This is a genomic window from Azospirillum mesophilum (genome assembly GCF_053470405.2).
This window is the reverse complement of the sequence record NZ_JBPXMQ020000002.1, coordinates 126269-140080: the sequence shown is the minus strand read 5'-3', so window position 1 is coordinate 140080 and position 13812 is coordinate 126269. Positions and strand designations below refer to the sequence as shown.

Sequence of the window (13812 nt, the reverse complement as noted above, 5' to 3'; positions counted from 1 at the left end):
GGCTTCCCAGCAGAGTAATCGGCGTCACAACACCAGGGTCTCCCTCGATGTCGTCCGAGCAAGGCTTCGGTTCGAACACGGCGCGCACGAAGCTGACGCAGAGTCAGCTCAACACGGTTCTGCTGCGGCACCAGGCGTTCCGCAAGAGCCAGGCCGGCGGCGTGCGCGCCAACCTGAAGATGCGCGACCTGTCGCACCTGGACCTGTCGGGGATCGACCTGTCGGACGCCGACCTGTCCGGCGCCAAGCTGTTCAGCGCCCGGCTGACCGGGGCCAATCTGGCGAACGCCAACCTCTACGCCGCCGACCTGCGGCTGGCCAACCTTGAGAAGGCCGACCTGCGCCGGGCCGACCTGCGCGGCGCCTGCCTGCGCGGGGCCGTGCTGTCGGAGGCCGTGCTGGTCGAGGTGGACCTGCGCGACGGCACGCTGCTGCATTATTCCGCCGGCGAGATGGTGCAGCACAACGTCTCGGACTCGGTCCTGACGTCGGAGCTGTCGGCCGCCGTGATCCGCGGCGCCGACCTGTCGCGCGCGAAGGTGGCGAACGCCTTCGTGATGCAGACCGACCTGACCGACGCCATCCTGCGCGGCACCAAGTTCATGCGCGCGAACCTGACCAACTCCAACCTGACCGGCTGCGACCTGACCGACGCCGACCTGACGGAGGCGAACCTGTCCGGCGCCCGCCTGTCCGGGGCGGTGATGACCGGTTGCGCCATCGGGCGCGCCAACTTCACCAACACCAACCTGATCGGCGCCATCCTGGACGCCGCCCAGCTCCGCTCCCCCAACCTCGCCAGCGCGGTGCTCGCCAAGACGCTGGACAACCCGGACGACGACCTGCGGGAGATCCTGACGCTGCACCTCGCCTGGATCGACAGCGGCGGCAAGGACGGGAAGCGCGCCGATCTCTCCGCGCTCGACCTGTCGGGGCGCAAGCTCGGCGGCATCAACCTGTCGGCGGCCATCCTGCAATGCATCACGCTGCGCAACGCCTCGCTGGCCGGGGCGACGCTGGCCATCGCCGACCTGTCTCTGGCCGACCTGCGCAAGGCCGATTTCACCAAGGCCGACCTGCGCGGCATCAACTTCGAGCGCGCGACCCTGACCGGCGCCAACCTGACCGAGGCGCAACTCGGCCCCGTGCACATCCAGACGATGAGCGGCCACGTCTGGCGCGCCAACCTCCAGCGCGCCCGGCTGGGCATGGCGATTCTGAAGAACGCCGACCTGCGCAAGGTGAACCTGTCGGGCGCCAACCTGTCCGGCGCCGACCTGCGCGGCGCCAACCTCAGCGAGGCCGACCTGACCGGCGCCGACCTGACGGGTGCGACCATGGACGGCGCGGTGCTGGACGGCGCCAACATGGCCGAGGTCGTGGGGGCGTAACGCCTACCGCCGCTTCGTCCATGCGCCGGAGCTGTAGGCCGTGCGGACGTGGCGGATCAGCAGGTTGCGGGCCTCGATCAGCTGCGCCATGCGCTCCCGGCAGGCGACCACGCCGGTGTCCGGGTGGTAGACCGGGGCGAGTTCGCGGAACCGCTTCACCACCCGGTCCTCGTCGAAGCACCATTCGTTGACGAAGCCGAACAGCTGCGCCGCGTCGCGGACCTGCGTCAGCTGCCCGTCGAGCGGCTGGAAGGACACCCGCTCCAGCGCGTGGGCCAGCGCCTTGTTGCGGTAGTTCAGCGTCTCCACGGCGGACTCCAGCCGGCCCACCTCGGCGGCGGGAACCAACTGCCATTCCGGATCGGCCAACGCCAGCGCCGCCGCCAGCGCCCGGCGAATGGCCGCGCCGTCCAGGCCGGGGGCGAGCCGCAGGTCCAGGTGGGCGAATTCCTCCCCCTCCTCCGGCGCGCCGGGGTCGGGCAGCCGGTCCGGCGCCAGCAACAGCGCCGCCGAGGCCAGCGCCGAAGCGTCCACGCCGCGAGTCGCGGCGAGCCTCAGGACGGCGGCGGCGAAGCGCGGCGCGCAGGGGACTCGGTACGGGATGGTGGAGGGCAGAGCGATCCCCGCAGCGGCCGACGGAAAAAGGCCGACGGACGAATGGTCAAGCGCGTCGGACCGCGAGTCCAACGCGTCGAGGGGAAATCCATCCGGAGCGGTCATGGGCGGGCACCAACGCTTAGTGCGTGCGGCGCGACTCTAACGCAATTTGTAGAATCCCTGCAACCGTCGTCGTGGTCGCAGGAGGCGTAACCCGCGCCCTGAACGCGTGAGGCCTTTCGCGCGTCGATGCGAAAAGGAAGGATGAGCACCTTTCGCTGCGAGTAGCCCCTCTCCCATCCCCGATGGGAGAGGGAGGGGCCCGCGAAGCGGGAGGGTGAGGGCAAGGTTGCCTCGAGAATCCAAGTGATGCGGACGCAGAATTCTTGGGAAAACCTTGCCCTCACCCTCCCACCGCTTTGCGGTGGGCCCCTCCCTCTCCCGGCGGAGCCGGGCGAGGGGCCGTTCTAACAGTTACCGATGCATCATCGCCGGCTTGACGGGGAGCTTTTCCAGAAGGTCGGCGATGTAGGCGTCCTCGGTTTTGCCGGACATGGCGATGAAGCCCTTCATCATTTGGCTGCCGAAGTTGAAGACGTTGGTCAGGTCGATGCGCCACTTGCCGCCTTCGCGCACGAAGTCGGCGGGGACGAGCGCCGGGCGGTTGTCCACCAGCAGCAGGGCCGAGGCGCGGTCGCCCTTGACCCGGACGGGGCCGAGGCCGCTGCTGCCGATCACGTTGGGGCCGAGCCAGCCGTTGCGCATGCCGTGGTCGGCCAGTTCGCCCAGCGACATGCGACGCAGTTCCGACGGGCCGACGTAGCGGCGCAGGCCCATGGCGGCGAACTTCTCCGCCGGTTCCAGCTTGGCGATGCCGGCGTCGTTGCCGCTGCGGGCGGCGTCGCGCACGGTTTCCAGCTTGTCGACCGACGCGCGGGAGAGCAGCGGGACCACCGCCGAGCCGCGCTTCTGCGACAGGGCGGTGCGAGCGCTCTCGAACACGGCCGCGACCTCCCGCTCCTCCGGGGAGGCCGGGGGCGGGGCGGCGGAGGCGGCGTTGAGGGCGGGAAACAGGAAGGCGAGGAAGGACAAAACGAGGAACAGGACGCGCATGGACGGTTCCGCTTGCTGATGCGGCGTCACTTTCTCTCCTCGACCCCGAAGAATTCGAGCTGCCAGCGCATCTCGTCCTCGGTCATCGGGTAGTCGACGCCATCCCGAGCCATAAGCGCCGTTTTTGGCGGAATCTGGGCAAGCCGCAACTGCACCTGCCGGGCGAAGCGCATCGACAGGCCCGTGCGCCACACCAGCGCCGTGACGGCGCGCGGCACATGGGTGCCGAGGATGCGGTCGATGATCTCCAGCGGGATCTGCGCCAGCTGCGCCATGCCGGCGATGACGAAGGCGCGGTCGCCCTCGGCCAGCGAGCCTTCCAACAGCTTTTCGGTCAGCTTGCCTTCCTTGGCGAGCCGGGCGGCCTTCTCGGTCGGGCGCTCGGCGGGCTTTTCCCGTTCCAGGGGGCCAAGCTCCTCCTCCCCGAAATCGACGAGGCCGCGAATCGGCGCGGGGCCGGACGCACCCTTGCTGACCCGCGCCCGCACCGCCTCGGCCAAGGCGCGCGCCGCCTCGGGATCAAGGTCCGTGCGCTCCTGCAGCACCTTCAGCAGGCTGTCGGCCACGAAGCTGGCCAGCCGCACCACGGCGCGGGCCGGCAGGCGCGGACGGCGCACCAGCGGGCTGTGCCAGGGCTCGTGCTGCGGGGCCTGGTCCAGGATGCGGTCCAGCGTCTCCTCGCGGATCTGGGCCGAGGGGTTGGCGAGCAGCGCGGTCACCGCCGCCTCGTCGTCGGAGCGCGCGATGGCGTCGGCGACGGAGGCGGAGACGGTCTTGCGGCCGGCGATGGCCGACAGGGCGCCGGCGACCGGCCCGCCCATGATGATGTCCGCCAGATCCTCGTCGGTGAGGATCGGGGAGTGCTGGAGCACCGGGGCGCAGACCGACAGTTCCACGTCGCGGGCCAGCCGGTTGATGACGCTGTGCGGGGCGCCGGGCAGATCCTTCAGCGCTTCCGCCAGGATGCCGCGCACCTCCGTCGCCTGGTCGCGGGCCAGCGCCTCCAGGCATTCCAGCGTCAGCCGCTCGATCTGCGACGCCTGGTCGGCGGACAGGTCGGGCAGCAGGCGGGAAACCTTCTGCGCCACCGCGCCGCGCACCGCCACCTCGCGGTCCTTGGCGAGCAGCAGGTCGGCCTGCCGGGGCGTGCCCTCGTTGGTGGCGATGGCCTGCCGAACCTCCGCCGCGGCGTCGGCCGCCAGGAAGTAGAGAAGCTCCGGCCGGGTCTGGGGGTATTCGGCGACGCGCCGGCGGACAGCCGGGTCGGCGCTGCGCGCCATGGCCTTGGCGGATTCGAAATCGCTGGGGTCGAGGACCTCGGCGCGGCGGGTCACGGGTTGGTCTCCATGACGTGGGGTTCGGGGACGGGGGATGCGGGGATGGGGGATTCGGAAACGGGAACAGGGTTCGGTTCGGGGGCGAGGGCGTAGTGGCCCTTCCCGCGCTTCTTCGCGTCGTACATGGCGGAATCCGCGCGGTCGGTCAATTCCTGCACCGTCTCGCGGCCCGGCCGGTGCACGGCGATGCCGATGGACAGGCCCAGCGGCTTTTCCGGGCTGGCCGACAGGTGGTTCAGCGTGGCCATCCCGGCCAGCAGGCGATCGGCCACGATCATGGCGCGCTCCTCGTCCGTGCGGCCGAGCCACAGGACGAACTCGTCGCCGCCCAGCCGGCCCGGCAGGTCGCCGGGGCGCACGCCGTTGGTCAGCAGGTTGCCGACCGCCTTCAGCACGGCGTCGCCCTGCTGGTGGCCGTGCAGGTCGTTGACCGCCTTGAAGTTGTCCAGATCGACGTAGAGGAGGGCCGACGGGCCGGTTTCCGGCCGGTTCAGCGTCTCGTCCAGCCGTTCGAAGAAGGTGCGGCGGTTGAACAGACCGGTCAGCCCGTCGCGCTCCGACAGGCGGCGCAGCCGCTCCTGGTAGGCGAGATGGGCGTGGGCGATGCCGACATGGTCGGCCACGCCGGACAGCAGCAGTCGGTCCTCATCGTCCCAGGGGTCCGAGTCGTCGCCGCGCCAGACCACCACGGCGCCGTTGACCGCCTGCCGGTGCTCCGTCCGCGCCGCCAGGACGCGGTTCGACCCGAGCATCAGGGACAGCGGCTCGTCGGAGGCGGCGACGGCGTCCAGCGTCGGCCGGAAGGCGTCCGGCTCCAGCTCCGCCGGGATTTCGGCGGCGAAGTCGGACACCGGCTGAAGGCTGCCCAGGTCCGACGCGCGGTAGATGCGGCAGCCGTCGGCGCTCAGCGCCCGCGCCATCTCCGCCGACGCGACGGTCAGCGCCTTGGCCGCGTCGATCTGGTCGCGCAGCGTGTGGACGATGTGGGCCAGCAGCCGTTCGCGGTTCCGCACGCGGGCCAGTTCGGCGGCGCGCAGCACCTGATCCGTCACGTCGCGGCAGACGCCGCGCGCCCCGGCCCATTCCCCGCGCGGCCCGTACAGCGGAAGGGCGGAGGCGACCACACAGGCCGGGCGCCCGTCGGCGCATTTCAGCCACAGCTCCGTCTGGTCCACCGGGCGGTGCGTGTCGAAGGGCAAGGGCAGGTCGCCCCATTCGTCGATGGCGAGGTCACGCGGGTCGCGGCCAATCAGCGCATCGGCGCCGTAGCCCAGCGCGCCCTTGGGCGTGACGAAGACGAATCGCCCGTCCTCGCCGGTTTCCCAGGCGAAGTCGGTGGAGACCTCCACCAGATCCTTGTAGCGCTGCCGCGACTCGGTGAGGGTGTGGCGGAGCTGGCGTTCCAGCGTCGCGTCGCGCCCCAGCAGCAGCACCCCGCCGTCCGGCAGCGGCACCGCCGCCCATTCGACGATCATCAGCCCGCGCGCCGCCTCCACCGGGACCGAGCGCAGGCCGGGCGCCACGCTGGACTGGGTCAGCCACTCCCGCACCTCCGCCAGCCAACGCGAATCGCCGGCCACCAGCTCCTCCGCCGCGGCGTTGGCCTCGGCAACCGAACGGTCGGCGGCCAGCCGCAGCGCCGGCCCCGGATAGGCGGCGGTCAGCGCCGGCGGGGCGGCCGGATCGGCGGGCGGCGGAAGGTTCACGGGAGGCTGTGCGGACACGGACGAAACCTCTGGGTGCATATCCTTTAGGATACCCGAAAAATGCTACGCTTTCGCCATTAATCTTCAATCAACCATCACCGGCCAACCAACACGGGCGGGCGATCCGGCTTGCGGGTTCGGGCGCCGCGCCCCATTCTCTGCCCATGACCGCTTCCCTCCGCGACACCGGGGTCTGGATCTTCGACCTCGACAACACCCTGTATCCCGCCTCCTGCAACCTGTTCGCTCAGGTCGACCGGCGCATCGGGGACTTCATCGCCGACCGTTTCGGCATCTCCCGCGACGAGGCCCGCGTCATGCAGAAGCGGTTCTTCCGCGAGCATGGCACGACGCTGCGCGGGCTGATGGTCGAGCATGACATCGATCCGGACCCGTTCCTGGAGTATGTCCATGACATCGACGTGACGCCGGTCGCCCCCTCCCCCGCGCTGGCCGGGGCGCTGGACCGGCTGCCCGGCCGCAAGATCATCTACACCAACGGCTCCGTCCGGCACGCGGAGAACGTGACCCGCCGGCTGGGCATCGACGGCCATTTCGAGGCGATCTTCGGCATCGTCGAGGCCGGCTACGTGCCCAAGCCCGACCCGCGCCCCTACGCCACGCTGGCGGAGCATTACGCCATCGACCCGAAGACCGCCTGCATGGTGGAGGACATCGCCCGCAACCTCGTGCCCGCCCACGCCATGGGCATGACCACCGTCTGGGTGCGCAGCGAGGCCGACTGGGCGCGCCCAGACCTTGGTGGCGTGGGGGGCGGCGTGGGGGGCGGCGTCGGCACCGGCAGCCACATCGACCACACGGTGGACGATCTGGTCGGCTGGCTGGTCGACCTCGGCCGGCAGGGCTGAATTCCGGCGGTCGTCGCATCGGGAGACAACGTGCATTTTATGCGTCGCGGCTGTCCGGTGAGGCATTTTTCGCGGAGCGGCCGCTTTCCCTATTCGTCATCCCCGCGAAGGCGGGGATCCAGAAAACTCCGCGTTTGAGTGCTTGGTTGCCCTGGATCCCCGCCTTCGCGGGGATGACGGCAGTCCTGTGATTGGATACCTCACTCCAAACGCGACCGCCCCGCCCTTCCCCGCCTTCCCGCTTTCCGTCCGGGCGTGAGCGGGACTATTCTCCCGGCGGAATTGGCCGGGGATGTTTCGGATGGGGATGAACCGCCGCCTGTTGGCGCTGATCGCCGGGGTGAGCCTGCTGACCATGGCGGTGCTGGCCGGCTATGCGAATTTCGGCGTGCTGGTGCCGCTGGTCGACCGCCAGGACGCCCTTTCGACCGGCCGGGCCATGGTGGGGGCCTTGGATCAGGCGAAGGCGAGCGTGTGGATGCTGGCCTCCGTGGCGGCGCTCGACGTGCTGGCGGCTTGGGCGCTGTGGCTGTTCTTCCGGCCCGGCAGCCCGCGGGTCTCCGCGCTGGCCGCGGCGGCGCGGGTGGTGTACGCCGCGCTGTTCCTGGCGGTGATCGTCAAACTGAAGGCCGCCGTCGACCTGTACGACGCGGTGAAGAGCGGCCGGCAGGGGGACGCCGACGCCTTTGCGGACGCGCTGGCGCTGGTGAACCAGTTCTTCGACGGGTGGGCGCTCGCCCTGATCCTGTTCGGCCTCCACCTGCTTCTTCTGGGCCTCGCGGCGGCGCGGGCGCCCGCTGTGTCCAAGGTCATGGGCCGCATCGTCGCCGTGCTTCTGGCCGTCGCCGGGCTGGGCTACGTCGTGGACGGTCTGCGGGTGGTCGTCCGTCCCGCATGGTCCTTCAGCCTGTCCAGCGTCACCTTCGTCGGCGAGGTCGTGCTGATGGGCTGGCTGCTGTGGCTGGCCGCGCGGCCTTCCGGCAGAACCCACGTCGGCTGACAACCCTCGTTGACAAGGCGGCGCGCCGGGCCTCATGTTCCGAGCCTTCCGAATCGACAGCCCAACGAATGCCGCCATGAGCCACGCCAGCCTCGAAACCGCCATCAACGCCGCGTGGGAGACCCGCGACACCCTGAACGCCGCCAGCAAGGGCCCCGCCCGCGACGCCGTGGAGGAGGCTCTGGCCGGCCTCGATTCCGGCGACCTGCGCGTGGCGCAGAAGACGGACGCCGGCTGGACCGTGAACCAGTGGCTGAAGAAGGCGGTCCTGCTGTCCTTCCGCCTGAACGCGAACGAGACCATCCCCGGCGCGCCCGGTGGCGCGTCCTGGTACGACAAGGTCCCGCCGAAGTTCGAGGGCTGGTCGGAAGCCCAGTTCCAGGTCGCCGGCTTCCGCGCCGTGCCGGGTGCGGTCGTCCGCCGCTCCGCCTACATCGCGCCGAACGTCATCCTGATGCCCAGCTTCGTCAACGTCGGCGCCTATGTGGACAGCGGCACGATGGTGGACACCTGGGTCACCGTCGGGTCCTGCGCGCAGATCGGTAAGAACGTGCACCTGTCGGGCGGCGTCGGCATCGGTGGCGTGCTGGAGCCGTTGCAGGCCAACCCGGTCATCATCGAGGACGATTGCTTCATCGGCGCCCGGTCCGAGGTCGTCGAGGGTGTGATCGTCGAGCGCGGCGCCGTCCTGTCCATGGGCGTCTTCATCAGCGCCTCGACCAAGATCATCGACCGCAACACGGGCGAGGTTTTCGTCGGCCGCGTTCCGGCCTATTCGGTGGTCGTGCCCGGCACCCTGCCCGGCAAGCCGCTGCCGGACGGCTCGGCCGGTCCGGGCCTGTACTGCGCCGTCATCGTCAAGCGCGTGGACGAGCAGACCCGCGCCAAGACCTCCATCAACGATCTGCTGCGCGACTGATCCTCATGACCACCGACGCCGTCTCCCTCGCCCAGGCCCTGATCCGCTGCCGCAGCGTCACGCCGGAGGATTCCGGCGCGCTGGGCGTGCTGGAGGCGGCGCTGAAGCCCCTGGGCTTCACCTGCCACCGCCTGCGGTTCGAGCAGGAGGGCACGGCGCCGGTGGACAACCTCTACGCCCGCCTGGGCACCGGGGGGCCGAACTTCTGCTTCGCCGGGCACACCGACGTGGTGCCGCCCGGCGAGCTGAAGGGCTGGTCCATCGACCCCTTCGCCGCGGAGATCCACAACGGCCGACTCTACGGCCGGGGTGCCGTGGACATGAAGGGGGCCATCGCCGCCTTCGTCGCCGCCACCGCCCGCCATCTCCAGCAACACGGGGCGCCCAAGGGCTCCATCAGCCTGCTGATCACGGGCGACGAGGAAGGGGTGGCCATCAACGGCACGAAGAAGGTGCTGGACTGGCTGAAGGCGCGCGGCGAAACGCTCGACGCCTGCGTGGTCGGGGAGCCGACCAACCCCAAGGCGCTGGGCGACATGATCAAGATCGGCCGGCGCGGCAGCCTGACCGGCCACCTGACCGTCTTCGGCGCGCAGGGCCACGTCGCCTACCCGCATCTGGCCGACAACCCCCTGCCCCGCCTCGTCCGCATGCTGGCCGCCATCACGGCGGAGCCGCTGGACGAAGGCACCGACCATTTCCAGCCCTCCACCCTGGCGCTGACCACCATCGACGTGGGCAACCCGGCGACCAACGTGATCCCGGCGCAGGGCAAGGCCACCTTCAACATCCGCTTCAACGACGCCCACACGCCGGAAAGCCTGGAGGCGTGGCTGCGCGCCCGCTTCGACACGGTTCTTTCCGACGCAGGCGGCGGGGCCTACGAGCTGGACATGCACTGCTCCGGCGACAGCTTCGTCACCCCGCCCGGTCCGTTGACCGAGCTGGTGGCCGACGCGGCGGAGGCGGTCACCGGCCGCCGCCCCGAATATTCGACGACGGGTGGCACGTCGGACGCGCGCTTCATCAAGAATTTCTGCCCGGTGGTGGAATTCGGCCTCGTCGGGCAAACGATGCACAAGGTGGACGAGCACGCGGCGGTGGACGATCTGCTGCGGCTGACCGACATTTATGGTGCGATCCTGCGCGACGTGTTCGATCGACTTCGTTGAGGCCGGATCGGTTGAGGAAAAGCCGGTGACCTTATCCACCTCCCTCCGGTGAACCCGCCATGCCGCTGACCGCCCGGGACGTCGCCTACTCCGTGTTCGGCGCCTATCGTCTGGCTCGGCTGGACCCGACCGGGTTGCAGTACATGGACCGCACGCCCGAAGGGGCGCTGAAGTCCTTCTACGCGGCCGTGATCGTGCTGCCGGCCTGGGCGCTGCTGCTGGCGATCCGGCTGTGGGACCAGTTGCAGGACGCGCCGCTGATCCAGGTCGTCACGGTCGAGTCCATCGCCTACGTCATCAGCTGGACGGCCTTCCCCGTGGTGATGCACGGCGTGACCGGCCTGCTGGACCGCCGCACGCGCTACGCGGATTTCGTCTGCGCCTACAACTGGTCCTCGGTCGTGCAGATGGCTGTCTATCTGCCGGTCGTCATTCTGGCCGCGACCGGCCTGCTGCCGCAGCCGCTGTCCGAAACGCTGGTGTTCGCCGCCATGATGGCGATGCTGGCCTACCAGTGGTTCGTCCTGCGCACCGCGCTGGACGTCCCCGGCATCACCGCCGCCGGTCTGGTCATGCTGGACCTGTTCCTGTCGGCCGTGGTCACCGACGTCGCCGACGGGCTGCTCTGACGCCTTCCATGCCCGGCGTTATCTTTCAGCCTTTACACAATCCCCGATTTTCTGTTTCAAGAGTGAAACAATAAAGCCTAAGCGCTATTGAGTATTGTCGACGCGTTCACGTTGCGCTTACCATTGACATATTCACGTATTCATTAGTGTACGTGGCTTTGTCGGGGAGAGCCGATGAGCGGTCGGCGGAAAACCACCTTCCTGGTCGCGGCGACGGTGCTGCCGGTGTTTCTGCTGGCCGCCCTGCTGCTGCACCAGACCCTGGGAATCGACCGGCATGAGGCCGAAGCCCGCCTGGCCCGGGCGGCGAACACGCTCGCCCTTGAGGTGGACCGGATCATCGCGGAGGAAAGCGCGGCGCTGACGGTCCTGGCCGCCTGCCCCGAGTTGGACACCGGCAACGTCGAACAGTTCCACCGCCTTGCCATCCGCACGGAGGCCACGCGGCGGAACTGGCTGAACGTCGTGCTCGCCGACCGCAGCCGGCAGTTGGTCAACACCCGCCTGCCCTACGGGGCCGAGCTGCCGCCGCTGCGCTCAACGGTGGAAGCGACGCGCGTGTTCGAGTCCGGCCGCGTCACCCTGTCCGCCCTGGAGCGCATGCCGGAGCGACTGACCCAGCCCTTCGTCAGCCTGAACGCCCCCGTGATGCGCGAGGGGACGGTGCGGTATGTGCTGGTGGCGACCATGCCGGCCTGGACCTTCCACCGGCTGCTGGCTGGAAAGACGGAGCTGGCGCCGGGCGGCCGCGCCATGCTCATCGATCAGCACGGCCGCATGGTGGCCACCTCCGATTCGACCGACCCGTCCGATACCCGCGTGGGCGCGCCGATTTCCGCCAGCCTTCTGTCGGATGCCGCGGAGAACCTGCGGGGGCCGGATGGAGAGCGGATGGTGACCGCGCTCGCCACGGCGCCGCTGGCGGGCTGGCGGGTGGCGCTGGTTCAGCCCGCGGCGGCGCTGGAGTCGCCGCTGACCGCGGGCCACCTGCTGCTGCTGGCGTCGGGGCTGCTGGCGCTGGGGCTGTCCGTGCTGGTCGCCTCCGTCCTGGTCCGCCAACTGCGCCGGGTCGAGGCGCTGAAGTCGGAGCGGGTCGCCGACCGCGCGCTGGCCGGCGTGGCCGCCCACATCCCCGGACTGATCCACCGGCACAGCCTGCGTCCCGACGGCACGATCACGGTCAGCGGGTTGGCCGGCGCGCTGGGGCCACCGCCCGACACGCTGTTCCCGCGCCAACCGGCCGGCACCCCGCCGGCCACGGCCGGTTCGTCCACCCGGACGCCCCCGGCCCTGAAGCCCCCGGTCGAGGCCGCCCTGCGGGCCTCCGCCCCCACGCTCGCCCCGGTCTCCGTCGAGCACGAAGGGCGGACGGCCGAAGGCGGCACCCGCTGGCTGCGGACCGTGGCGACGCCCCATCGCGCGCCGGACGGTGCGGTGGTGTGGGACGGGCTGACGGTGGACATCACCGACCTGCACCGGACCGAGGCGGCGCTGCGGGAGAACGAGAGCCGGCTGCGCATGGCGCAGGAAGCCGCGGGGCTCGGCAGCTGGGACTGGGATCTGGCCGGCGGCCGGATCCTCTGGTCGGACGGCTTCTTCCGCATCCTGGGGGTGCGTCCGGGAACGGTCCGCCCCGACCTCGTCACCTACATCGAGCGCTTCGTCCACCCCGACGACCGCCAGATCCTGCTGGCCAAGGCGCAGCACGCCTCCCTGCGCGGCGGCGTGCTCAGCGCGGAATACCGGATCATCCGCGAGGACGGGAGCGTGCGTTGGCTGGAGTGCACCGGCTCCAGCGTCGACGGCCCCGACGGGCGTCCGGTGCGCCTGCTGGGCATCATCCGCGACACCACCGAGCGCAAGACGATGGAGGAGGCGCTCCAGGCCGCGCTGGAAGAGGCGCAGTCCGCCAACGCCACCAAGGCGCGCTTCTTCGCGGCCGCCAGCCACGACCTGCGCCAGCCGGTGCAGACGCTGTTCCTGTTCGCCCATGCGCTAAGCGAACGGCTGCGCGACCACCCGGTCCAGCCGCTAGTCGCCACCATCCAGCAGGCGCTGGAGGGGCTGAAGGCGCTGATCGACACGCTGCTGGACATCGCGCGGCTCGATTCCGGCACGCTGTCGGCGGAGCCGGCGGACTTCCCGGCGGTCACGCTGATGCAGCGGCTTGCCGCCGACTACGCCCCGCGCATGGCCGCCAAGGGGCTGCGGTTCCGGCTGGCCGGCAGCCCGGTCTGGATCCGCAGCGACTCGGTGCTGCTCGGCCGCATCCTCGGCAACCTGCTGGACAACGCGCTGAAATACACCGACCACGGCGGCGTCCTGCTGTCCTGCCGCCGGCGCGGCGACCATGTGCGGATCGAGGTGTGGGACACCGGTCCCGGCATCGCGCCGGAGCACCACGACGCCGTGTTCGAGGAGTTCGTCCAGCTCGGCCCCACCGGGTTGGACCACAACCGGGGGCCGGGCAAGGGCCTCGGCCTCGGCCTGTCCATCGTGCGGCGGCTCGCCACCCTGCTGGGGCACGAGTTGATGCTGCGCTCCCGCCCCGGACGGGGGACGGTCTTCTCCGTCATGGTGCCTCTCGCCGCCGACGGCTCCGTCAGCCTGCCACCACCGCCCCTGCTGGTCGCCGCCGGGACCGATGGCCCGCCGCTCGCCGTCATGCTGGACGACGACGCGACCATCCTGACGGCGCTGGGCATGATGCTGGAGGAATGGGGGTTCGAGACGATCTCCGCCGCCACCCCGGAGGAAGCGCTGGAGCGGATCGCCCAGCGCCGCCGCCGGCCGGACGTGATCATCGCCGACTACCACCTGCCCGGCAACGGCACCGGAATCGAGGCGATCCGCCGGATTCGCACCTACTGCAACGCCCCGGTCCCGTCCGTCGTGCTGACCGGCGACACCGGGGCGGAACGCGCGCTGGAGGTCGGGCGCATCGGGTCGCACCTGCTGCGCAAGCCGGTGCCGCCCGACACGCTCCACGACCTGATCCACCGCCTGGCGGGCGTGCCGAAGAATGGAGCCTCGTAGGTTGGGTTGCGTGCAAACGCAACCCAACATCGCCGGCATAACG

The 13812-nt window shown here is 70.4% G+C and carries 11 protein-coding genes; 7 read left to right on the top strand and 4 right to left on the bottom strand.

Features of this window, described 5'->3' with window-relative positions; translation table 11 throughout:
• The first annotated feature begins 47 nt into the window (after positions 1-47).
• Positions 48-1391, top strand: coding sequence for a pentapeptide repeat-containing protein (locus tag ACSVC7_RS02790; RefSeq protein ID WP_448202693.1), 1344 nt, complete (start codon positions 48-50; stop codon positions 1389-1391).
• A gap of 3 nt (positions 1392-1394) precedes the next feature.
• Here ACSVC7_RS02790 and ACSVC7_RS02785 read toward each other — a convergent pair whose 3' ends face one another.
• The 4 genes from ACSVC7_RS02785 to ACSVC7_RS02770 form a co-directional block, all read right to left on the bottom strand.
• Positions 1395-2111 (bottom strand): hypothetical protein, encoded by a 717-nt coding sequence (locus ACSVC7_RS02785; protein ID WP_448202694.1) that lies wholly within the window; start codon positions 2109-2111, stop codon positions 1395-1397.
• A gap of 351 nt (positions 2112-2462) precedes the next feature.
• Positions 2463-3101, bottom strand: coding sequence for a hypothetical protein (locus ACSVC7_RS02780; protein WP_448202695.1), 639 nt, complete (start codon positions 3099-3101; stop codon positions 2463-2465).
• 26 nt (positions 3102-3127) lie between these two features.
• Complete coding sequence (locus ACSVC7_RS02775) at positions 3128-4435, bottom strand: DUF2336 domain-containing protein (protein WP_448202696.1); 1308 nt, start codon at positions 4433-4435, stop codon at positions 3128-3130.
• Positions 4432-6162 carry a sensor domain-containing diguanylate cyclase gene (locus ACSVC7_RS02770; protein ID WP_448202697.1) on the bottom strand — a complete coding sequence of 577 codons (1731 nt, stop codon included), beginning with the start codon at positions 6160-6162 and terminating at the stop codon, positions 4432-4434. The genes ACSVC7_RS02775 and ACSVC7_RS02770 overlap by 4 nt, the downstream gene beginning before the upstream one ends.
• A gap of 146 nt (positions 6163-6308) precedes the next feature.
• Between ACSVC7_RS02770 and ACSVC7_RS02765 the strand changes: the two genes are divergently transcribed.
• The 6 genes from ACSVC7_RS02765 (at position 6309) to ACSVC7_RS02740 (ending at position 13769) form a co-directional block, all read left to right on the top strand.
• Complete coding sequence (locus ACSVC7_RS02765; protein ID WP_448202698.1) at positions 6309-7013, top strand: pyrimidine 5'-nucleotidase; 705 nt, start codon at positions 6309-6311, stop codon at positions 7011-7013.
• A gap of 301 nt (positions 7014-7314) precedes the next feature.
• Positions 7315-8013 (top strand): DUF4386 family protein, encoded by a 699-nt coding sequence (locus tag ACSVC7_RS02760; RefSeq protein WP_448202699.1) that lies wholly within the window; start codon positions 7315-7317, stop codon positions 8011-8013.
• A 76-nt stretch (positions 8014-8089) separates the two neighbouring features.
• Positions 8090-8932: a 2,3,4,5-tetrahydropyridine-2,6-dicarboxylate N-succinyltransferase gene (gene dapD, locus ACSVC7_RS02755; protein ID WP_448202700.1), complete on the top strand. Its 843-nt coding sequence runs from the start codon at positions 8090-8092 to the stop codon at positions 8930-8932.
• Positions 8933-8937: 5 nt separating this feature from the next.
• The gene (gene dapE / locus ACSVC7_RS02750; protein ID WP_448202701.1) at positions 8938-10104 is read left to right on the top strand and encodes a succinyl-diaminopimelate desuccinylase; all 1167 of its coding nucleotides are present in this window, start codon (positions 8938-8940) and stop codon (positions 10102-10104) included.
• A gap of 59 nt (positions 10105-10163) precedes the next feature.
• Positions 10164-10733: a hypothetical protein gene (locus ACSVC7_RS02745; protein ID WP_448202702.1), complete on the top strand. Its 570-nt coding sequence runs from the start codon at positions 10164-10166 to the stop codon at positions 10731-10733.
• Between the two features lie 174 nt (positions 10734-10907).
• Positions 10908-13769, top strand: coding sequence for an ATP-binding protein (locus tag ACSVC7_RS02740; protein ID WP_448202703.1), 2862 nt, complete (start codon positions 10908-10910; stop codon positions 13767-13769).
• Positions 13770-13812 lie beyond the last annotated feature (43 nt).

Excerpts from the sequence above, each read along its gene's own strand:
- ACSVC7_RS02765 (WP_448202698.1), top strand. The coding sequence starts at position 6,309 with ATGACCGCTTCCCTCCGCGACACCGGGGTCTGGATCTTCGACCTCGAC.
- ACSVC7_RS02785 (WP_448202694.1), bottom strand. The coding sequence starts at position 2,111 with ATGACCGCTCCGGATGGATTTCCCCTCGACGCGTTGGACTCGCGGTCC.
- dapD (WP_448202700.1), top strand. The coding sequence starts at position 8,090 with ATGAGCCACGCCAGCCTCGAAACCGCCATCAACGCCGCGTGGGAGACC.
- dapE (WP_448202701.1), top strand. The coding sequence starts at position 8,938 with ATGACCACCGACGCCGTCTCCCTCGCCCAGGCCCTGATCCGCTGCCGC.
- ACSVC7_RS02760 (WP_448202699.1), top strand. The coding sequence starts at position 7,315 with ATGGGGATGAACCGCCGCCTGTTGGCGCTGATCGCCGGGGTGAGCCTG.
- ACSVC7_RS02790 (WP_448202693.1), top strand. The coding sequence starts at position 48 with ATGTCGTCCGAGCAAGGCTTCGGTTCGAACACGGCGCGCACGAAGCTG.
- ACSVC7_RS02740 (WP_448202703.1), top strand. The coding sequence starts at position 10,908 with ATGAGCGGTCGGCGGAAAACCACCTTCCTGGTCGCGGCGACGGTGCTG.
- ACSVC7_RS02780 (WP_448202695.1), bottom strand. The coding sequence starts at position 3,101 with ATGCGCGTCCTGTTCCTCGTTTTGTCCTTCCTCGCCTTCCTGTTTCCC.
- ACSVC7_RS02745 (WP_448202702.1), top strand. The coding sequence starts at position 10,164 with ATGCCGCTGACCGCCCGGGACGTCGCCTACTCCGTGTTCGGCGCCTAT.